Here is a 19686-nt window from a genome sequence, read left to right as displayed (position 1 = left end):
GTTCTAAATTGCGGATTACCAAAGGCCGAGAAGCTTCCACCACGCACCGCCAACAAAAACAAAGATTGGAATGACGATGAGTGAGAAGATAAACCCGATTTTCCACCAGTTTTGCAGAGTGTGGAAGCCAGCACCAAACAAGATTGGCGCTGGGCCAGACGAGTAATGCGTGGTTGACATATACAAGTTACTGAAAATACCAAGAACAATCGCAGCAAGCATCGGAGGCGCGCCAGCAGAGATCGCAATTGCCAAGAACGCGGAATACATCGCACTGATGTGTGCCATTGCACTCGCCATCAAATAGTGGCTGTAGTAGTAAACCAAAAGAAGCACGACGATGGTTGTCACCCAGCCAAAGCCGGACAGTGACTCGGCCATAGACTCGCTGAACCAGCTGATGAATCCGAGTTTGTTAAGTTGCGCAGCCATCATTACCAATACAGCGAACCAAGTTATGGTGTGCCATGCTTCTTTTTCGCCAAGAACGGCGTCCCATGTGATGGTGTGAGTGAGAAGCAAGAAAACTAACCCTAGTAAAGCCGTAACCGTTGCATGAATGCCTAATGTTGGGCCCAATACCCAAAGTGAAACCATACCGATAAAGGTGATACAAACCATCAGCTCGTCACGCGTCATTTTGCCCATTTCAGCCAGCTTTTGACGCGCAATTTCACGCATTTCTGGTGTCTTCTTCAGCTCTGGTGGAAACACCATGTACATCACGAGAGGGATGAGGAACAAACACAATAAACCAGGGACGATCGCCGCGGTTGCCCAGCCAGCCCATGTGATTTCAACGCCTTGTTCTTTTGCGAAGTTAGCGGCGAGTGGGTTACCTGCCATAGAGGTCAGGAACATCGCACATGTAATCGCGTTACATTGGAAGATACATTGCACCAAAAATGCGCCGATTCGGTTCTCAGTGCCTTTTTCTGGGTCGGAATCATAAGCATTCGCAACCGAGCGAAATAGCGGAGAAATAATACCGCCACAACGTGCTGTGGTACTTGGGGTTGCAGGTGCAAACAGCAAATCAGTCAACACTAAGCCGTAAGCAAGGCCTAATGAGTTGTGACCAAGTTTAGAGATAAACCAGTATCCGACGCGTCGACCAAAGCCGGTGGTAATAAAACCGCGAGAGATAAAGAACGCAGCTGCAATCATCCAAATCGTTGGGTGCGCGAAGCCAGTTAGTGCGGTTTTGATTGGCAGTACGCCAAGCAGTGTCGCGAGCGTCAAACCCATCAAGGCCATCGCGCCAAGAGGAAGTGGGGCGAGGATCAAGCTTAGTACGGTGGTGACGAAAATCGCCATCATTTGCCAAGCTTGATCGGTGAGTCCTTCCGGGGTTGGGATAAACCATAAGATGCAGCCTATCGCGACCAGTAGGAGCATTTTCATTTGGGAACTATTCATACATCCATCTCCAAGTTATTTTCTTCATCATAGGGTTTGGCAATGGCAAAAAACTGAGAGAAATCAATTTCATCAACGACGTACTTGAGCTCTTTATCAATTTGCATGTCACGACAAAATCTGTTTGAAAAATAATTGAGAATAAACGCATTAAATTAATAAAAGTCATAAAAATCACCACTGAGATCCGCGTCAAAATTCATGGTGAGAGCCCCTAAGTCGAATAAGGAATTGCGGTAAGCTTAGGGCAAGTCATTTCTTGGAATCCTATCGTGCCGTTTGCTTCCTTTTCTTTTACTAAACAACTGGCCGTATTGCTCAGTGGTGTAATGCTATTGGGCATGTTGAGTTGGTGGAGTTACAGTGCTCATCAGTTGGACGACATCCTCACTCATCAAATCAGCCTGCGTGCTCAAGTTCAGTCGCAGCAGCTCTCGCAATTGTCCAGCCTTATTACCGCTGTTGGGGCTGGTAGCGCAAGCAAAACGTCAGAAATAATCAATGCGGTTCAGGCAGTGAGTGATGCGGACTTTATCACCGTGAGTGATCGCGCAGGAATTCGCCTAGCACATCCTGTCGCTGAACGCGTTGGTCTGCCTGTATTGGGAGGTGACATTGAAAGAGCGCTGGAAAACGGTGAGTCCTACCTTTCTTATGGCGTGGGATCTTTAGGACCATCGGTTCGTTACATATCTCCCATTTTTTCCAATGAAGGCGATGTGATTGGCATGATCAAAGTTGGCTATTTGATTGATACTTTGGATCTCTGGACAAGCGAACGGTTATTGCCCTTGATATCGTTCGGAATCATTGCCGTCGCTATTTGTATTTGGTTGTCTTGGAAGTTTTCTCGCTATGTTCGAACTCAAATGCAAGAGTTAGAACCTTGGCAGCTTAAGCAGGCATTAAAAACACATCAAGGCGTGCTGCAAGCGACGTATGAAGGATTGGTCGCGATAAACTCCGAGGGAAGTTTGTACCTTATTAATGATTCCGCTCGCGCTATGCTCAACTATCATCAAGAGCTTGGCAACGTATTTACCGATGGGATAGATAACCCAGAAAGTTTTTCGTTGAAAGGTGATGATTACATTAATGGATTGATTCGCGTGAATGGCAAAAACTTGGTGATGAACCGAGTTACGCTTCGTACGTCGACAGGTGAGCCTTATGGCGCAGTGTTTAGCTTGCGTGACCAAAATGAGATGCACGTACTCTCGGAGAAAATCAGTCAGGTGACGCAGTACATGGAGAACATGCGCGTTGCGCGTCACGAGTATCAAAATAAACTTTCGACTATCTCGGGCCTCTTACAAATGAGGGCTTACGATAAAGCGCTTTCAGTTTGTTTGTCGCAAGCGAAAGCCAGTCAATCACAACTGGATTCGCTACATGCGCTGAATAGCAGACCGGCCTTGTCAGCCTTGATTTTGGCAAAGGCGAGCAAAGCCAACGAACTGGGTGTGGCACTGAGCATTGACTGCCAAAGTGATTTGAGCGCGCTGTCTCGCTGTTTGTCAGAAGAACAATTGTGTGGGCTGATTGGCAATTTAGCTCAAAACGCTTTGGAAGCGGTGAAAGGACAAGAGAACGGTCATGTACACATTGGTATTTCAGAATCGGCCTGTGAGTACACCATTCAGGTTTCGAACAATGGCCCGCTGATCGAGAGTGAATTTGATGCGTTGTGCGAATTGGGCTTTACCACTAAGAAAAACAAAGCCGATCATGGGGTAGGCATGTACCTTGTACGTTCCATCGTTGAGCAAGGCAATGGGCATATGGAGTTGGACAGTGACGAGCAAGAAACCGCGTTTACGATCTATTTTCCCAAGGAGTTAGGATGATAAAAGTAGTCATAGTGGAAGATGATCCCAACATTGCAGAGCTTCATCACCATTTCATTGAGCAAGTGGAACAATATCAAGTCGTCGGTATTGCTGGCAGTATTCACATTGCCCAGCAGCTAGTTACGCATACTAAGCCGGATTTAGTCATCGTCGACAACTACTTGCCAGACGGGCAAGGTGTTGAGCTGGTTTATCAATGGTTAGAGAGCGACCAGAAACCAGAATGCATTTTGGTCACGGCGGCCAATGACGCATCTACGGTTCAAAAAGCCCATCGTTTCGGTGCATTTGATTACTTAGTCAAGCCCGTTGATTACTCAAGACTAACCGAAAGCTTACTTCGTTTCGCAAAGGTTAAAAACCATATGCGTAGCCAAGAGAGTTTTCGACAGTCGCAGCTTGATGATTTGTTCCATCTTGGAAAAGGCACGCCAACCGATTTGGCTGGTTTAGATCCTTTTATGTTCCGTCAGGTGGTGGATCTGTTTACGCATGTGCATGTCGAGCACACCGCATTGAGTGTGTCGGAAAGCTTAACCATCAGTAAGAGCACGGCTCGTCGTTATTTGGATAAAGCCGTTGAACAAGGTGAGTTGGTGGCCTTTTTAGAACACGGGAAAGTAGGGCGACCGACTCGGGTTTATCGCAATAAGTTAGTCTCAGAAAGCTAAGTGTTTGAGATAAAGCACAAAGAAAGGCTCTTGTTGAAAGAGCCTTTTTCACGAAATGTCGACATATTTTGGCAAGTTTAATGCAGAACTTCACTGCTGAATCTTAAGTATTTGCAGTCGTTCATCAAATCTTTAAATGCCTTTCTATCCAGCTTAATCAGAGTTTCATGATCGCCGGCTTCGAGATAGACATGTTCCAAATTTGCTAACCTTTCATCGCAAACTGTCGACATGTGGTAAGGGCTACCAATCGGCGGAATAGCGCCGTGTTCACAATCGGTGAAGAGTCGATAAACCATGCGCTCTTTCACCAAATGGAAGGTGGCGTTAAATTCGTCGTTTAATCTCGACAAACTGATTTTGTTGTTGGCAGGTAAGACCGCCATCATATGACGCCCTTCATGATCCTCAAGAATCACACCTTTTGCGATATTCATTAAAGGCACACCTGCGGCAACACCACTTTGTAGCGAGCTATGACTGTGGCTGTGATTCACGGTTTGAAAGTGAATGTTATGCTCAGTCAAATATTCATCTAATCGGGTTGCAATCGTCATATAGCCTCCACGTGTATGAGACCCATAAAGAGTATAGGAGAGGACGGTCGCAATCGCGCATTTTACTCCGCTTGCACTGACGCTCTTTGGCTCCTGTTCTACGCTTATTTGAAAGCCAGCGACAAAGCATGGTGAAAAACAATAACTAGGGGGCAACATGAGCAAGCCAATCATCGCCGATAACAAGCCGATCAAGGTCGAATTGAAGGCCGGGCAAGAATACTATTTTTGCCGTTGCGGGCGATCAAAAAAGCAACCTTATTGTGACGGCTCGCATTCTGGAACTGGGATGAAGCCAATGAGCTTTACTGCGGAAAAAGATGAAGATGCTTATCTCTGCCAGTGCAAGCACACCGCCAATGCGCCTTTTTGCGACGGTACGCATAAACGATTTACCGCCGAGCAAGTGGGCAAAGAAGGCCCCGATCAAAAACGAGAGAAAAGTGAAAAGCTCGCCGCTGCTAATACTCAAGAGGAACCTACTCTAGAGTTTATTCACCAACTTGCCAGAGAAGGGCTCTCTAAGCTCGGTCATCATGGGCCGATGGCTGCAATGGGCGTGCCTAGGCACTTGTTACCACATTGGGATGCAATACAAATCATGGTGGCGCAAATGGCGACACAACCGCTGTTGGAAGATGTTCCCGTGTCTACCGAGTTGATTGTGGGGCCAAACGCACGCAAGCCGCTCAAGCTCGCTATTCCTTTATTGGTGTCGGACATGAGTTTTGGTGCGCTTTCGGAAGAAGCGAAAATCGCGCTGGCAAAAGGTGCGGAGTTAGCCGGAACTGGGATTTGCTCCGGGGAAGGCGGCATGTTGCCAGAAGAGCAAGCTGCTAATTCGCGGTATTTTTATGAGCTAGCCAGTGCGAAGTTTGGCTACGACGAATCCAAGCTCTTAAAGGTTCAAGCATTTCACTTTAAAGGCGGACAAGGTGCGAAAACGGGGACAGGAGGCCATCTTCCTGCCAACAAAAACGTTGGTAAGATCTCTCAGGTGAGGGGCATTCCTGAAGGGCAACCTGCAATATCGCCACCAACCTTTACCGATCTTCATACTACTCACGATTTCAGAAAGTTTGCCGACAGAGTTCGTGGCATTACTGGCGGTATTCCGATTGGCTTTAAATTAAGTGCTAACCATATTGAGCAAGACATCCAGTTTGCGCTCGATGCGAGTGCTGATTACATCATTCTCGATGGCCGTGGTGGTGGCACGGGCGCGGCACCAACCATGTTCCGTGATCACATTAGCGTACCGACCATTCCTGCGTTAGCTCGCGCACGTAAATACTTAGATGAAAAAGGTGCAAGTGACCGCGTCACGTTAATCATTACTGGTGGACTTCGCGTTCCTATGGATTTTGTCAAAGCGTTAGCGCTCGGTGCAGACGGCGTGGCGATAGCGAATAGCGCGATGCAATCAATTGGTTGTGTCGCAGCTCGTATCTGCAACACCAATAACTGTCCGGCAGGCATTGCGACACAAAATGCCGATTTGAGGCAGCGTCTCGATATTGAAAAATCGTCTCAACAACTGAAAAACTTCTTTGAATCATCGGTTGAGCTCATGCAAGTGATGGCAAGGGCGTGTGGTCATCATTCACTCCGCCAATTCAATATCCGGGATTTAGCGACGTGGGATCAAAACATGGCGAGATTGTCTGGCGTTAAGTATTCAGGGGTAAATCCAATCTGATCTGAATCCATATAAAACGCATATATGTACATGTTTGGTAACAGTAAAAGCTTGTAAACAGCGTGCAAATTTTGAAGAAAAAGACTTCTTTCTTGCGTCAAGTGAACTACGCTGTTTTGGTCAGGTATTCAATGTTTTTCGCATTGAGTAGAGAATGAGTAGCCAAGGAGGCTACAAAATAAAGGAGTACAATATGAGCAATACAAACGGCGGTTCAGTAGGTAAATGTCCAGTTATGCATGGTGGACAAACATCTACAGACAAGTCGGTGATGGATTGGTGGCCGAATGCCTTAAACTTAGACATCCTGCATCAGCACGACTCCAAAACGAATCCATTTGGTCCAGATTTTAATTACAAAGAAGAACTTAAAAAACTGGACGTCGACGCACTCAAGCAAGACTTAAAAGACCTAATGACAAACAGCCAAGAATGGTGGCCAGCAGACTGGGGACACTACGGCGGTTTGATGATTCGTATGGCATGGCACGCGGCTGGTAGCTATCGTATCGCAGACGGACGTGGTGGTGCCGCAACCGGTAACCAACGCTTTGCCCCTCTCAACTCTTGGCCAGATAACGCCAACCTAGACAAAGCACGCCGACTTCTTTGGCCGATCAAGAGAAAGTACGGCAACAAGTTAAGTTGGGCCGACCTGATTATTCTCGCAGGTAACATGGCTTATGAATCGATGGGCTTTAAAACCTTTGGCTTTGGTTTTGGTCGCGAAGATATTTGGCATCCAGAAAAAGACACCTATTGGGGTTCTGAGCAAGAGTGGCTTGCGCCAAGTGGCGCGAAAAACAGCCGTTACTCCGGAGAGCGTGATTTAGAGAACCCACTTGCAGCAGTAATGATGGGCTTGATCTATGTGAACCCAGAAGGGGTGGATGGCAATCCAGATCCACTGAAAACGGCGCAAGACATGCGAGTGACATTTGCGCGCATGGCAATGAACGATGAGGAAACTGTTGCACTAACGGCTGGTGGTCATACCGTGGGCAAATGTCACGGTAACGGTGATGCTGCCAACCTTGGTCCAGATCCAGAAGGCGCTGACGTGCATGAACAAGGCCTTGGTTGGATGAACCACAAGACTCGTGGTATTGGTCGTGACACGGTAACAAGCGGTTTGGAAGGGGCTTGGACAACGCATCCGACTCAATGGGATAACGGTTATTTCTATTTGCTCTTCAAATACGATTGGGAACTGAAGAAGAGCCCAGCCGGCGCTTGGCAATGGGAGCCTATCGACATTGAAGAACAAGACAAACCTGTTGATGTGGAAGATGGCTCTAAGCGCTACAATCCAATCATGACCGATGCCGATATGGCACTCAAAATGGACCCTGAATATCGCAAGATTTCAGAACGTTTCCAACAAGACCCTGCATACTTTGAAGATATGTTTGCCCGTGCGTGGTTCAAACTGACTCACCGTGATATGGGACCAAAATCGTGCTACCTAGGCCCAGATGTACCTAGCGAAGATCTGATTTGGCAAGACCCAACGCCAGCAGGCAAAACGGACTACAACGTCGATCTTGTGAAAGGCAAAATCGAAGCGAGTGGCTTGTCTATCGCTGATTTGGTCGCCACCGCTTGGGACAGTGCCCGTACTTATCGTGGCTCTGACCGACGTGGCGGCGCAAATGGCGCGAGAATTCGTTTGGCTCCGCAAAAAGATTGGCAAGGTAACGAGCCTGATCGTCTAAGTCGTGTTCTTGCTGTGCTAGAAAGCATCGCAGCAGAAGAGGGCTGTAGCGTTGCTGATGCTATCGTACTTGCTGGTAACGTAGGTATTGAACTGGCTGCGCGAGCGGCGGGCCACGATGTATCTGTGCCTTTCGCACCAGGTCGAGGCGATGCTTCTCAAGATATGACGGATGTGGAATCGTTCGAAGTGCTTGAACCTGTGGCTGACGGTTTCCGAAATTGGTTGAAGAAAGACTATGTGGTGAAGCCGGAAGAGTTGTTGCTCGACCGAGCTCAGCTTATGGGTTTGACAGCACCAGAAATGACGGTACTGATTGGTGGTTTACGCGTTCTGGGTAGCAACTACGGTGGCAGCAAAGATGGCGTCTTTACCGACCGCGTGGGTACGTTATCGAACGACTTCTTCGTAAACCTCACCGATATGGCTTACACATGGAAGCCAACGGGTGAGAACCAATACGAAATTCGTGATCGTAAAACAGACCAAGTGAAATGGACGGCGACTCGAGTGGATCTTGTCTTTGGTTCAAACTCGATTCTACGTTCGTACGCGGAAGTGTATGCGCAGGATGATAATCAGGAAAAATTCATCCATGATTTCGTCGCTGCATGGGCGAAAGTCATGAACGCGGATCGTTTTGACTTGCAATAAGTGAAACGATGTTCATCGATAAATGCGTAAACAAAGTTGTGAATAAGTAAGAGAGGCGGGCGCAATGCTCGCCTTTTTCTTTACGTGGATTTTTACTTTGTTTGAAAATTAAGCTCATTTGAACCATAATCACTAGACCATATGAACTAAAGGAGCTTGATATGGCAACTGCAGCATTAAAAAGCTTCAAACCGAAACAACCTCATAAAGCCAATTTCTGGTTTATGTTAGGTATTGAAGACGCCGAGACAGGTCGCACTGATGCGGTTCACAAAGGTTTTGAGCCTAAGGTGTATCGCAATATTGTTGAGCGTGTGAAGCTATCTCAAAATGAGTTTCAAAACGTCACATTGATACCTGTCAGCACAATCAAGCGTCGCCTAAAAAACGATGAACGCTTCAATACGCAAGAAAGTGATGCGATTTATCGATTAGCGATGTTATTAAAACTCGCGACAGAGCTGTTTGACGACGAAGAACGCGCGCTTGAATGGATGAAAGAGAATGTTTACGGCTTAGGTGGAAAAAGGCCGCTAGACATGGTCTCGACCACGGTGGATTTTGAAATCGTGAAAGATTTGATCGGCCGTTTAGAGCACGGGGTATTCTCGTAATATGAAGCTCTATCGTCTCACACAAAAGAAATTTGCTGACACGCCATTCAGCCCCGTTGGCGCAAAGTTATTTGGAGGGCGATGGAACTCAAAAGGAACCGAAGCCCTCTACTTCTCTGAATCGGAATCCCTTTGCTCATTGGAAGTGTTTGTTCACGTAAACAACGATCCTGCCATCACCAAACTGTACGATTTATATCGTATCGAAATGCCAGAATACCTCATCGCCACCTTAGATGAAGAAGATCTCCCAGTGACGTGGCGAGCAATACCGGCGAGCGAGTCTACGCAATACATTGGTGATCAGTTTCTCAATGATCCTCATCCTGAGTTTGCCGCGCTGCAAGTGCCTTCAACGATTTCACCTCGTGATAAAAACTACGTGGTGAACCCAAATCATCCCAAAATGAAAGAGATCATCAAGAAAGCCGAAAAGCTTGATTTCGCGTTTGACCCGCGCATTTTCAAATAGAGGCGTTGGTTTTGTCTTGCTTTAAAATATTCAGCGCTTACCTGAGATAAGCGCTGAAGCATAAAAGCTTATTTTCTTGGTTATTGTCGGTCGTAAGTGAACTGTTGAGTTTCATTCGTACTGCTGTGGTAATGCCCAAGCACCAACTCAGCACCTTTGTAAGACAAATGGCTGTCATCGGTATACATGGCGTTGTTCACACCAACTTTCATTCGACATACACCATTTCTGCAAATGGCATCGGTCAAGTCGACAAACTCAACGTGCTCAAATTGATCAAAGTAGTTCACTAACTTCGCCACGTTTTGAGGGTGATGTCGCTTGGGGGAGAAATCGCATGCGGACTCTTCCGTCTCGCCAAACAAACGCGCTTTCCAAAGGCATTCACCCACCGCAAAAGGTGCAGAAGGCGTTGGGCCGAAAACGACCACTTCTTTCCCTTCTAGTTCATTCAACAATCCAGTTAATGATGCCTCATAATCGGCTCGTGAAAGCTCTTTATTGAAGTTGGAAGAGATAACGACGCGACGAATAGAAGGGGTACGCAAAATGGTATCGACTGCCTGTTTGAAGAACTGTCGGCAAGAAATTGAGCCAGCAGCTTCGAGGATGTCGACATAACCGACCGCACAGGAATCTTGAGTAAGTTGCACCACGCCAGTTGGTGTTACTTCGGACAGACGCTTCACGTAAACCATGCTGTGACTATTGCCTAACACAGCAATGGTGGGCTGCGGCGCAGACGAGCACACATCGTTAACGTCGGTGTTGCCGTTGCAATCTAAACCGTAACCGTTGTTAACGCGCATGGCCTCGAAAAATGCACTTCTTTCTGGAAAACCACCGTTTTGATGACCAATAACGCCGAACGTCAGCAAGGGCAGCGTCAACAACACAACAACCGCAGACACAGTGCGCATGCTCATGGCTTTTCGGCTGCGGAACGGCTTTTCCACAAAGCGCCAAGTGAAGTAAGACAGTACAAAAAGAGCGGCAATGTAAAGCGAGATATTGACGTCTTGAGTTGCGTCCAGCATGTAGCGGTAAAACACAAATAGCGGAATATGCCACAAGTACAAGCTGTAGCTGATTAAGCCGACGAACACGACCCATTTTAGGCTCAGCAATTTACCGCAGACATTGTCTTTAGAGGCAAACAAAATCACTAACGCGCTACCGATGACCGGCACCAACAAAGTGATACCCGCGCCATCTTGCGATTTTTCAAACAAAAGTGCAGAGGCCAATATCAAAACGATGCCAATGGTTGCCAGCGTATCGTTGGATTGAACTTGAGCTTTTCTCATTACTAATGCGAGTAATGAACCGGTTGCCAGTTCCCAAGCACGAGAGAAGATCATGTAGAAGGCGAAATCAGGATCGTTGCTCGCATAGACAATAGTCATCAAACTCAGCGCAAATACCGCGATGAAAAAAGTCAGGTAAAACGCGTTTTTGCCACGAGCGAGTAGCATGAGTAGCAAAGGAATGACAATGTAGTATTGTTCTTCAACGCCCAAGCTCCAGGTGTGAAATAGCGGATTGGCTTGATCTTCTAAACCGAAGTAATTGTGGCCTTTTAAATACAGAAGAATGTTGGATGAAGAAAGAATAGAAGACACTGCGAACTGACCAACGTCTTTGTGTGCTTGTGGCAAAAATAGCCACCAAGACATCAAATAGCTGACGGCAATCACCACCAGTAGCAGGGGAAGTATGCGGCGAATGCGTCGCTCATAAAAATCACCGAGGCTGAACTTCTGGTTTTCCAAATCGTTAATCACGATGGTGGTGATCAAATAGCCGCTGATAACAAAAAACACGTCGACGCCAATAAAGCCACCAGCGAATTGCTCAACTCCTGCATGAAACAAAATCACTAACGTCACAGCAATCGCCCTTAATCCGTCTACTTCCGCTCTGTAAGTCATATTGTGTCCCTCCAACATTCCGTCTAACGAAGTAGAGCAAAATATGAACCAGAAATAATATTGCTTTAAATCAGCACCTTAAATTGAGTGTCAAAATGAAAAGGCTGGGGGAAATAACGAATTCCCAAATTGAATTTCAATATGGAAATCCCAGAAAGAGTGATGTTAACAAGCGCTAAATCAAAGAACGTAAAGCGCGAGGCTCTTAGACTTCATTGAAAATGATAACGCTAAAGAAACAATGACAGAGAATACGATTCAGGAAAAAATTGCCAGCTTTACTTGTATCGAAGAAGCGTTGGATTACTTCGAAATCGAGTTTGATAGCCGATTTGTCGAAAACAACCGAACCGAGTTGGTTAAGAGATTTAATGGCTACTTAATCCTCACTAAACCGGATGATTGGTTTTCAGGCCGCCGCGCACTGAAAAATGCCTACTGTAAAGTACAACGCAGTTTACTAAGTAAAACGACGCGCTCTGCGTGCCGAGGTTGTGCATCTTGTCAAAGACGTTAATTCTTGGTGGCTTAGCCTAAAAAAGAACCCTGCATCTTGGCGTTACAGGGGGAAGAGCAAGGTTCTTTTGGGTTAGCTATTGGTTTGTCGCGAGTTGCGAATCGGCTTTACGTAGATGAGTTAACCCGCGTGATAAGCAGGGTAGTCCACTAAGCCTTTTTCACCGCCGCCGAACAATGTGGCAGGGTCATGTTCTGCCAGTGGATAGCCATGCTTGATGCGGCTTGGTAAGTCTGGGTTTGCAACAAACGGACGACCAAAACCGATCATGTCGGCTAAACCACTCTCAATCGCGTGTTGCGCCTTTTCTGCGTTATAACGACCGGCATAGATCAGTGTGCCTTTATACGCCTCACGAACTGCGGTTTTAAAGTCGTGCGGAGTGTCTGGCGCGTCGTCCCAATCCACTTCTGCAATGTGAATGTAAACCACATTGAGTTTATCAAGCAGCGCAGCAGCAGCGGTGTAGGTGTCGACTGGTGTGCTATCAACGGTGCCGTTTAACGAAGTGAATGGTGCAAGGCGAACACCAACACGCTCTGCGCCAATGGCTTGCGTCATCGCTTCGACCACTTCACCAAGAAAACGCAGACGGTTTTCAATTGAGCCGCCGTATTCATCGGTGCGGTTGTTCGCTTCAGAATCGATAAACTGGTTAACCAAGTAGCCATTTGCTGCATGAAGTTCGACACCATCAAACCCAGCTTTTGTCGCGTTTAATGCGGCTTGGCGGTATTCTTCAATAACATTCTTGATGTCTTGTTTGGTCATTTCACGCGGCTCAACCACGTCGACAAAGCCAGGTTCGTCAGTGCCATTGTCGATAAATACTTTCACGTTTTCTGCTTTAAGCGCAGAAGAAGAAATAGGTTGCTCGCCGCCGATGTTGTCAGGATGAGTCACACGACCAACGTGCCATAATTGCGCGAAGATAACGCCGCCTTTCTCGTGCACTGCATCAGTTACTTTTTTCCAGCCAGCAATTTGCTCTGGGCTATAAATACCCGGTGTCCACGCGTAGCCTTGACCCATTGGTGAAATTTGCGTGCCTTCAGCAACAATTAATCCTGTTTCGGCGCGTTGAGCGTAGTAGGTCGCCATCATGTCGTTAGCGACATTACCCGGTTGAGAGGCTCGAGAGCGCGTCATCGGAGGCATAACGATGCGGTTTTTTAATGAGAGAGAGCCAAGTTGAATCGGTTGAAATAATGCGTCTGTCATAGGAAACCTCGTTATTGTTTAGTTTGAATCAGTTCGATTGGGTAGCCGTCGGGATCTTTAATGAAGGCGATGTGCGTTTCTCCTCCTTTCATTGGGCCGGGTTCGCGAGTGACGTTGCCACCAAGCGCTTTGATTTTTTCGCAAGCTGCGTAAATGTCTTCACACCCAAGCGCCATGTGTCCGAATGCGTTACCTAAGTCGTAACTGCCGGTATCCCAGTTATAAGTTAGCTCGATGGTCGCGCCATCTGGTTGATCAGGGCTACCAACAAACACCAGTGAGTAACGGTATTCTTGGTTTTCAAAACGATCCAAAACGCTCATACCCAGAACTTTTGTATAAAATTCGATAGATTTGTCTAGGTCAACAACACGGATCATCGTGTGGAGAAACTTCATAAGTCGCCTTTCATAACGTTGCGTAATCACGATGCAAACCTTATCGCCGCTCTAAATAAACTGGAAATTATCGTTAATTATGAAAATGATTATTTAACGTTATGGATAATGAGGTTGTTGGTCCTACAACGTGCAAACAAAGATTACTCGCCGTTTCTTTTTGATAATTGGCATATGCTAATTACTCTTTTTACAAGCTGAGTACTTAACATGTCCGCAAACAGTCACTTTCATTCCACTCACGAATCTCATTATCAATGTGCGGTTTGTTCTTCAATCGATGCAAATCCTAACTCTTTGGCTGTGAACTACCAGTGCCTAGCCGATGGTTCTGTTGTCGGAGAGTTTCACGTTTTACCGCGTCATCAAGGTTACACCGACCTGTTGCATGGTGGTATTGCGAGTTCGCTGCTCGATGGTGCAATGACGCACTGTTTGTTATTTAGAGACATTCAAGCCCTTACCGCGCAGTTGGATGTGCGCTACCATGCACCTATTGAGCTAGATGAGCATGTCTCGATTACTGCACACTGTGAAGGTGAACGCCGCGGTATATATCAACTGGTGGCTCAATTACTGGTCAATAATGAAGTTAGAGTGACGGCAAAAGGGAAGTTTATTCGTCCTAAAGAGGCGTAAATAAAAACTCGTTCTACGGAGAGATAATGAAGAAATTTGATGAGTTGTACGCAATTGCGACGAGAAAATCTCAATATGACCAAACCAACACTTGGTTTAAAGGCGTAGAGACTTATCTGGAGACCATTGGCAAAGAAGTCGATGAAGTCCGTGAAGAGATTCGTGAGGACCGCCTTTGTCATTTGGAAGACGAGTTAGGCGATGTGTTGTGGAACTATCTTAACGTATTAAAAGTGTTGGAAAGAGAAAAGGGCATAGATCCTGAGAAAGTACTCGAAAGAGCCTGCACTAAATACGAGCAGCGTGTATCAGCGATTGAATCGGGACGCAGTTGGGATGAGGTTAAACAGCAGCAGAAACAAGCCTTGAACGCGGAACATGAAGCCGCGCAGTTAGAGACCATGAAGAGCCAATAACTGCGCGTGATATTATTTAAGATGCGGCGGAATGGGGAAGCCTGATCAATCGTTCGTGCTATTGACCAACAGCAGGTCACAAGGCGGTTGATCAAGTAACGTGTCTACAGTGCTGCCAGACCAAAATTGGGATGACATGCTTCGCTTACACGCGCCCATAATCAGAATTGCCGCTTGTGATTGCTTAACTGCTTTTGGTAACGCCGTTTCAGGGTTTCCTTCTGGCAGCAGTAGTGGTACTCGAGTTAACTTTTGCGCAGTAATAAAGTCCGTAATGCCTGCTTTTTGGTTGCTCAAAATCTCTGCACGATAGCGAGACAGATAAGGCGCAACGTAGCGGCAGTAAACTAACGTCATTTTTCCGCTCAAGGTTTTTTCTAGCTTTGAGCCTCGCGATACGATGGCTTTATCTACGACCGACTTTGCATCTCCGCGATGAAGCGGATCTATCGCGCAAAGCATGTTGGCGTGAGAAGGCCATGAACGCTCACTTAATAGTAATAAATCACAATCGTTTTTTGCTAGCTCGGTGAGTAAGGTTTGAATGTCGTGCTTGTTCAAATGCCCCACGAGCAGTAAATCTGTGTGGTCGACAAGCCGTTTCGCGACTTGAGCAATCCAATGACTCCCTTTGAAATGCTCGTAAGAGAGTGTTGGCGTTTCAACTTCCTCTTCTCCACAAAGTTCGATAACGAAGTCTTTAAATTTTGATGTCCAAGCTTCAAACTCAGCTTGTCTCTTTTCTATATGGTCAGAGTTGAAACTAAGGAAATGCGCGAACGCGTGATCTTCACTCCGGCGGTGATCTTCCACCAATACCACGATGGGTTGGGCCAGCGCTGTCGCAAACTGAATCACTTTACGAAGCACCTTACGACTTGGTAAGGCGGCTTGCTGAGTCAGAAAAAATACTGGTGCCATTGATTACTCCATTATCAAACGAGGCAAATGCGCATAATGCACACTAAAAGTTTATACCATCCCCTTATGCAAAGACGTTCTGTTTCTGCGAGCAAAATATAAATTCCGCAATTGTGCGTGCCATTGCCTAGAATTTTAACATCAGGATCTCATGCCTTTAGGTAATAGACATCGTGTTGACACTAACGTGATGCCCAAGGAAATCGGTGACAATGATGATAGATTCCAGCCAATTACAAATTAATCGCAAAGTGCCTCATTTGCTTGCCGAGATCATTAAAGCGATAGAGTCGACCGAAGACCTCGGTTTTTTGAAAGACTATCAGGAAGCGCAAATCGCGAACATTTTGGAGTCGGTCAACATTGCTTATCGTAAACGCGTGATAGAAGCGGTGCCGCCAGAGAAGTACTGGACGGTATTAAATTTGCTGCGATACGACACCGCCAAGCACATTCATCAATCACTCAACAAAGAGCTGCAACATGAACGCTTAGCGTACATCACGGATTCGGAACTGATCATCTTTGCAGACTTTCTACCGACCGAGTTTGTGGATGAGTACCTTATCGACCAAAGTGAAGAGTCGGTCGCGCACATTCAACAAGCATTGTCATATGAAGATAATAAAGTGGGGAGATATGCCGAGCCGCATTTTTTAGTCGCAAATCCTAAAAACAGCGTAGGAGGTATCAAAACCGAGTTGTTAAAACGCGGACAAAGCCCGGTGCGATTGATCATTGTGCGTGATGTCGGAGGTGTTATTGGGACGATAGAACCTCAAACCCTGTTGCTGCATGAGAACCATACCAAACTCACAGACTTGACCGTAGTCACGCCAATTCTGGAAGATATCCAAACGATTCAAAGCGTCAGTAAACAGGTCTCGATTGATGGTGGAGCGCATTGGTTTCCTATCATGGCTGGTGGCAAAATTATGGGCGTTTTGTCGATGGCGACCATCGCGATTACCTTGCGTGAACTCAGCCTACAAGCTGTAGTGGCAGAAAACGTACGAAGTGAAGAAGATTTGTTCACACCATTAACTGTGGCGACAAGGCTAAGAGCACTTTGGTTGGTGATTAACTTGCTGACCGCTTTTGTTGCCTCTGCCATCATTGGTATTTTTGATAATGTGGTCGAGCAAGTTGTAGCGCTTGCTATCTTAATGCCCGTTGTGGCGAGTATGGGCGGCATCGCAGGTAGCCAAACCTTAGCGGTGGCCATTCGGGGTATCGCATTGAACCACTTGCACCAAAGTAACTTGAAGCTATTGGTGAATAAGGAGTTAAAAATCGCCACCATTAATGGCTTGATCATGGGATTAGTCATCGCGGGTGTCGTCTACATGGTGTTTGACTCTTGGCCATTGGCGCTTATTATCTGTTGTGCAATTTTCCTCAATAGTTTGGCGGCCGCGGCATCGGGGACGTTGATACCATTCACGTTGAAGAAGTTTAACATTGACCCCGCCGTGGCTGGCTCGGTAGTATTAACAACCGTTACCGATGTCGTCGGTTTCTTTGCGTTCTTAGGCTTAGGTGCAATCTTCTTGATATAGAAAGCCAATTGACGCGTTAACCTAATGATCCAATCTCTCCATTTCCCAACCCAATATTTTGGGCAAGTTTGGTTTGCTCAAAATTCCTCCGTTTTTCATACACGCTGAACACGCCGTTTAAGCTTTCATTTCATCAATATTTTTCACTGCTCATTTCTATCCCAAAACTTTCCACTGCCGATCTCGCTTAACGCTGGTGTGCCAAATGCCATGCCAATTTTCTTGGCCGTACACGCATTACTTCACTCAAACAAAAAATAAGGAAAAGATTTTGAACAAACTCATCGTATTCACTGGTGGTCCCGGTGCAGGAAAAACCTCGGTTATCGAACAACTAAAAATACAAGGCTTTATCTGCGCGCCAGAAACTGGTCGTCACGTGATACAAACGCAGGTTGCGAATCACGGTTCAGCATTACCTTGGAATGACAAACAAGCCTTTCGAGATGAAATGACAAAAGAAGAAGTGAGCAACTACCGATCTTTCAATGTCCGCCAAGGGGACGTATTTTTTGATCGCAGTATTGTGGACGTATATGGCTACAGCAAGTTGGAACAACTGCCAATCTCGCATGAGCTCATCACGCATTGCCAGACGCTTCGTTATCATCCTCAAGTATTCATTTTTCCACCGTGGGCATCGATATTCAGTAACGATGAAGAGCGAAAACAAGATTTTTCTGAAGCGGTCGCCACGTATCAACAGATGGTCGATGCATACCACAAGTTCGGTTATCAATTGATCGAAGTGCCCAAAATGTCAGTCGAAGACAGAGTGGCGTTTATTCTCGACTCAGTCATCGAATAAGGCAGACAGATGAATAATGCAAACAAATGCGTAAGGCGATTGTGACCACGACGACAATATGTGTAAAGGGAGTTATTTATACTGGATAAAATTCAATAACTTAATTGAGTATTATGTCTTTTAAATATCTTACCTTATTGCTCGCAACGACGAGCATGAACAGCTTTGCTGATGTGGACCTGCCTTCGGGGGATGATTGGTTAAACCATGTGACAAATGGCCTAGCTCCATATTGGATGATGGAAAGTGCGCATGGGCAACCTGCGGGGAATTTTCCGACATTTCGTTGTGATAACGGTGTCATTCTCGACCCACAAAAGCCGTGTGAAGAATTAAACAAAGGGTGGATTAGCCCGCACTTCGATCGCGAATACACACGCATGAAATCGCGTCAAACTTACGCTTATGGCGTGCTTTTTCATCTTACGGGTGACAAACAAGCATTAGAGCTAGCCAAGAAAGGGGCTTATTACCTGATTGATCATTTACAAGATGAGAAAAACGGTGGCTTCGTGAGCTTTACGCGTAGTGGAAAACCGGGGATGGAGTGGCAACAGCGAACTTCTCAAGACCAAGCTTACGCCTTGGTGGGCTTGGCGATGTACTACTACTTGACGCAAGATCCAAAGGTTGAACAAGCACTTATCGACCAGCAAGCGTTTATATTTAAACAATACCGACGAAGCGATGATCGCGGTCTGGCGTGGGTTTTGAAAGATGGTGATGGGGAAAGTGAGAAGCAGCAAGAGTTAGTCGCTCAACTTGACCAAATTAATGGCTATCTGTTGCTAACGGCGCCACTTTTACCAGAGTCAGCGCAAGCCAAGTGGAAACAAGATCTGCAATGGCTGACGCAAGTGATGCTGGATAACTACCACTCCGACAAAGAGCAGCGCTTTTATGGCGCGATACACCACAAAGCGGTAATGATGCCAGATGCGAAACACAATGATTTTGGACACACCATCAAAGCGTATTGGATGACGTATCTCACTGGTCAGTTGTTGGAGAATTCCAATTGGACAGAGTTTGGTTTCAAAGGAATGAAACACACGCTTAAACAAGCGCAATACCAGCAAAACTTTGAGCAAGTCAAAGCGCTCTTCTCTCCAGAATGGCAGAGTAAATGGACGCAAGAGAGCATTCTTGCTTGGCAATCAAGACCGCACAAGCATTACAGCTCGTCTTGGGAATGGGCAGAACTCGATCAAGCGGCGATGACGGTTTCTCTTGTCGATGGTTCGATGAAAGAAACGCTTCAATACACGTTACCCACCTTTATGGACGTGTGGGTGGATCATCAGTACGGAGGTGTTGGTCTGAATCCTAAATCAACCAAAGCGTTCCATTGGGGAAATGGTTACCACCAGTTTGAACATGCGTTGGTCGGGTATTTGTACGCGCAACAAATGGCAAAACAGCCTGCCAAGCTTTACTACGCGAGACCAGCCGAGAGTAAAATGCCACTTAATCCATATTACTTTAACGCAGATATAAAAGCGCTTTCGTCGCAAAGTGATGGAGTCACTACCGCAACGTTCACTAATATTCGACCATAACTTGGTCGATGGTGGTGTGGTGGTTAAAGTCTGCGTGCAAACTAACAAAACCCAATGGTAAACTGCG

Annotated in this window: 18 protein-coding genes; 12 read left to right on the top strand and 6 right to left on the bottom strand. The window is 46.3% G+C overall.

Annotation, left to right across the window (positions count from 1 at the left end; all coding sequences use genetic code 11):
• Nucleotides 1-15: 15 nt before the first annotated feature.
• Nucleotides 16-1419 (bottom strand): anion permease, encoded by a 1404-nt coding sequence (locus tag OU793_RS14035; protein ID WP_140075721.1) that lies wholly within the window; start codon nt 1417-1419, stop codon nt 16-18.
• A 272-nt stretch (nt 1420-1691) separates the two neighbouring features.
• Between OU793_RS14035 and OU793_RS14030 the strand changes: the two genes are divergently transcribed.
• Both OU793_RS14030 and OU793_RS14025 read left to right on the top strand, forming a co-directional pair.
• Nucleotides 1692-3266 (top strand): sensor histidine kinase, encoded by a 1575-nt coding sequence (locus OU793_RS14030; protein ID WP_140103334.1) that lies wholly within the window; start codon nt 1692-1694, stop codon nt 3264-3266.
• A complete protein-coding gene (locus tag OU793_RS14025) occupies nt 3263-3940 on the top strand; it encodes a response regulator (RefSeq protein WP_005395226.1) in 678 nt (225 codons plus the stop codon). Before OU793_RS14030 ends, OU793_RS14025 begins: the two co-directional genes overlap by 4 nt.
• A gap of 77 nt (nt 3941-4017) precedes the next feature.
• Here OU793_RS14025 and OU793_RS14020 read toward each other — a convergent pair whose 3' ends face one another.
• A complete protein-coding gene (locus OU793_RS14020) occupies nt 4018-4497 on the bottom strand; it encodes an aminoacyl-tRNA deacylase (protein WP_005486498.1) in 480 nt (159 codons plus the stop codon).
• Between the two features lie 157 nt (nt 4498-4654).
• Between OU793_RS14020 and OU793_RS14015 the strand changes: the two genes are divergently transcribed.
• The 4 genes from OU793_RS14015 to OU793_RS14000 all read left to right on the top strand — a co-directional run bounded on the left by OU793_RS14015 (nt 4655) and on the right by OU793_RS14000 (nt 9650).
• Nucleotides 4655-6196 (top strand): glutamate synthase-related protein, encoded by a 1542-nt coding sequence (locus OU793_RS14015; protein WP_023584923.1) that lies wholly within the window; start codon nt 4655-4657, stop codon nt 6194-6196.
• Nucleotides 6197-6389: 193 nt separating this feature from the next.
• Nucleotides 6390-8564, top strand: a complete 2175-nt coding sequence (katG, locus tag OU793_RS14010; RefSeq protein ID WP_140103333.1) for a catalase/peroxidase HPI — start codon at nt 6390-6392, stop codon at nt 8562-8564.
• A 161-nt stretch (nt 8565-8725) separates the two neighbouring features.
• Entirely contained in the window at nt 8726-9178 is a 453-nt protein-coding gene (locus tag OU793_RS14005; protein ID WP_005481265.1) for an antitoxin Xre/MbcA/ParS toxin-binding domain-containing protein, read from the top strand.
• A gap of 1 nt (nt 9179) precedes the next feature.
• Nucleotides 9180-9650 (top strand): RES family NAD+ phosphorylase, encoded by a 471-nt coding sequence (locus OU793_RS14000; RefSeq protein WP_005376497.1) that lies wholly within the window; start codon nt 9180-9182, stop codon nt 9648-9650.
• A gap of 80 nt (nt 9651-9730) precedes the next feature.
• Here OU793_RS14000 and OU793_RS13995 read toward each other — a convergent pair whose 3' ends face one another.
• Complete coding sequence (locus OU793_RS13995) at nt 9731-11581, bottom strand: acyltransferase family protein (RefSeq protein ID WP_140103332.1); 1851 nt, start codon at nt 11579-11581, stop codon at nt 9731-9733.
• A gap of 241 nt (nt 11582-11822) precedes the next feature.
• Between OU793_RS13995 and OU793_RS13990 the strand changes: the two genes are divergently transcribed.
• Nucleotides 11823-12098 (top strand): nitrogenase-stabilizing/protective protein NifW, encoded by a 276-nt coding sequence (locus OU793_RS13990; RefSeq protein ID WP_140103331.1) that lies wholly within the window; start codon nt 11823-11825, stop codon nt 12096-12098.
• 120 nt (nt 12099-12218) lie between these two features.
• Here OU793_RS13990 and OU793_RS13985 read toward each other — a convergent pair whose 3' ends face one another.
• On the bottom strand, nt 12219-13319 hold the full coding sequence (locus OU793_RS13985; protein ID WP_140103330.1) for an alkene reductase: 1101 nt from the start codon (nt 13317-13319) through the stop codon (nt 12219-12221).
• An 11-nt stretch (nt 13320-13330) separates the two neighbouring features.
• A complete protein-coding gene (gene gloA / locus OU793_RS13980) occupies nt 13331-13717 on the bottom strand; it encodes a lactoylglutathione lyase (RefSeq protein ID WP_005481322.1) in 387 nt (128 codons plus the stop codon).
• Nucleotides 13718-13927: 210 nt separating this feature from the next.
• Here gloA and OU793_RS13975 point away from each other — a divergent pair, with 210 nt between their 5' ends.
• Nucleotides 13928-14356 (top strand): PaaI family thioesterase, encoded by a 429-nt coding sequence (locus OU793_RS13975; RefSeq protein WP_020842047.1) that lies wholly within the window; start codon nt 13928-13930, stop codon nt 14354-14356.
• Between the two features lie 26 nt (nt 14357-14382).
• A complete protein-coding gene (locus tag OU793_RS13970; RefSeq protein WP_140103329.1) occupies nt 14383-14772 on the top strand; it encodes a MazG nucleotide pyrophosphohydrolase domain-containing protein in 390 nt (129 codons plus the stop codon).
• 45 nt (nt 14773-14817) lie between these two features.
• Here the strand turns inward: OU793_RS13970 and OU793_RS13965 are convergent, their stop codons facing one another.
• Entirely contained in the window at nt 14818-15693 is an 876-nt protein-coding gene (locus OU793_RS13965; protein ID WP_140103328.1) for a universal stress protein, read from the bottom strand.
• Nucleotides 15694-15905: 212 nt separating this feature from the next.
• Here OU793_RS13965 and OU793_RS13960 point away from each other — a divergent pair, with 212 nt between their 5' ends.
• The 3 genes from OU793_RS13960 to OU793_RS13950 all read left to right on the top strand — a co-directional run bounded on the left by OU793_RS13960 (nt 15906) and on the right by OU793_RS13950 (nt 19619).
• Nucleotides 15906-17252, top strand: a complete 1347-nt coding sequence (locus OU793_RS13960; RefSeq protein ID WP_021448459.1) for a magnesium transporter — start codon at nt 15906-15908, stop codon at nt 17250-17252.
• A 271-nt stretch (nt 17253-17523) separates the two neighbouring features.
• Entirely contained in the window at nt 17524-18060 is a 537-nt protein-coding gene (locus OU793_RS13955) for an AAA family ATPase (protein ID WP_021821594.1), read from the top strand.
• 113 nt (nt 18061-18173) lie between these two features.
• Nucleotides 18174-19619: an N-acylglucosamine 2-epimerase gene (locus OU793_RS13950; protein ID WP_180793874.1), complete on the top strand. Its 1446-nt coding sequence runs from the start codon at nt 18174-18176 to the stop codon at nt 19617-19619.
• Nucleotides 19620-19686 lie beyond the last annotated feature (67 nt).

The sequence above is a fragment of the Vibrio sp. VP6 genome, from assembly GCF_028823755.1.
In the GTDB taxonomy this organism is placed as follows: domain Bacteria; phylum Pseudomonadota; class Gammaproteobacteria; order Enterobacterales; family Vibrionaceae; genus Vibrio; species Vibrio parahaemolyticus.
Note: the sequence above shows the minus strand (reverse complement) of the source record. Positions and strands in the feature narration are given on the sequence as shown.

Excerpts from the sequence above, each read along its gene's own strand:
- OU793_RS14020 (WP_005486498.1), bottom strand. The coding sequence starts at position 4,497 with ATGACGATTGCAACCCGATTAGATGAATATTTGACTGAGCATAACATT.
- katG (WP_140103333.1), top strand. The coding sequence starts at position 6,390 with ATGAGCAATACAAACGGCGGTTCAGTAGGTAAATGTCCAGTTATGCAT.
- OU793_RS14015 (WP_023584923.1), top strand. The coding sequence starts at position 4,655 with ATGAGCAAGCCAATCATCGCCGATAACAAGCCGATCAAGGTCGAATTG.
- OU793_RS14000 (WP_005376497.1), top strand. The coding sequence starts at position 9,180 with ATGAAGCTCTATCGTCTCACACAAAAGAAATTTGCTGACACGCCATTC.
- OU793_RS14005 (WP_005481265.1), top strand. The coding sequence starts at position 8,726 with ATGGCAACTGCAGCATTAAAAAGCTTCAAACCGAAACAACCTCATAAA.
- OU793_RS13965 (WP_140103328.1), bottom strand. The coding sequence starts at position 15,693 with ATGGCACCAGTATTTTTTCTGACTCAGCAAGCCGCCTTACCAAGTCGT.
- OU793_RS13990 (WP_140103331.1), top strand. The coding sequence starts at position 11,823 with ATGACAGAGAATACGATTCAGGAAAAAATTGCCAGCTTTACTTGTATC.
- OU793_RS14035 (WP_140075721.1), bottom strand. The coding sequence starts at position 1,419 with ATGAATAGTTCCCAAATGAAAATGCTCCTACTGGTCGCGATAGGCTGC.
- OU793_RS13995 (WP_140103332.1), bottom strand. The coding sequence starts at position 11,581 with ATGACTTACAGAGCGGAAGTAGACGGATTAAGGGCGATTGCTGTGACG.
- OU793_RS13950 (WP_180793874.1), top strand. The coding sequence starts at position 18,174 with ATGTCTTTTAAATATCTTACCTTATTGCTCGCAACGACGAGCATGAAC.
- OU793_RS13960 (WP_021448459.1), top strand. The coding sequence starts at position 15,906 with ATGATGATAGATTCCAGCCAATTACAAATTAATCGCAAAGTGCCTCAT.
- gloA (WP_005481322.1), bottom strand. The coding sequence starts at position 13,717 with ATGAAGTTTCTCCACACGATGATCCGTGTTGTTGACCTAGACAAATCT.
- OU793_RS13975 (WP_020842047.1), top strand. The coding sequence starts at position 13,928 with ATGTCCGCAAACAGTCACTTTCATTCCACTCACGAATCTCATTATCAA.
- OU793_RS14025 (WP_005395226.1), top strand. The coding sequence starts at position 3,263 with ATGATAAAAGTAGTCATAGTGGAAGATGATCCCAACATTGCAGAGCTT.
- OU793_RS13970 (WP_140103329.1), top strand. The coding sequence starts at position 14,383 with ATGAAGAAATTTGATGAGTTGTACGCAATTGCGACGAGAAAATCTCAA.
- OU793_RS13985 (WP_140103330.1), bottom strand. The coding sequence starts at position 13,319 with ATGACAGACGCATTATTTCAACCGATTCAACTTGGCTCTCTCTCATTA.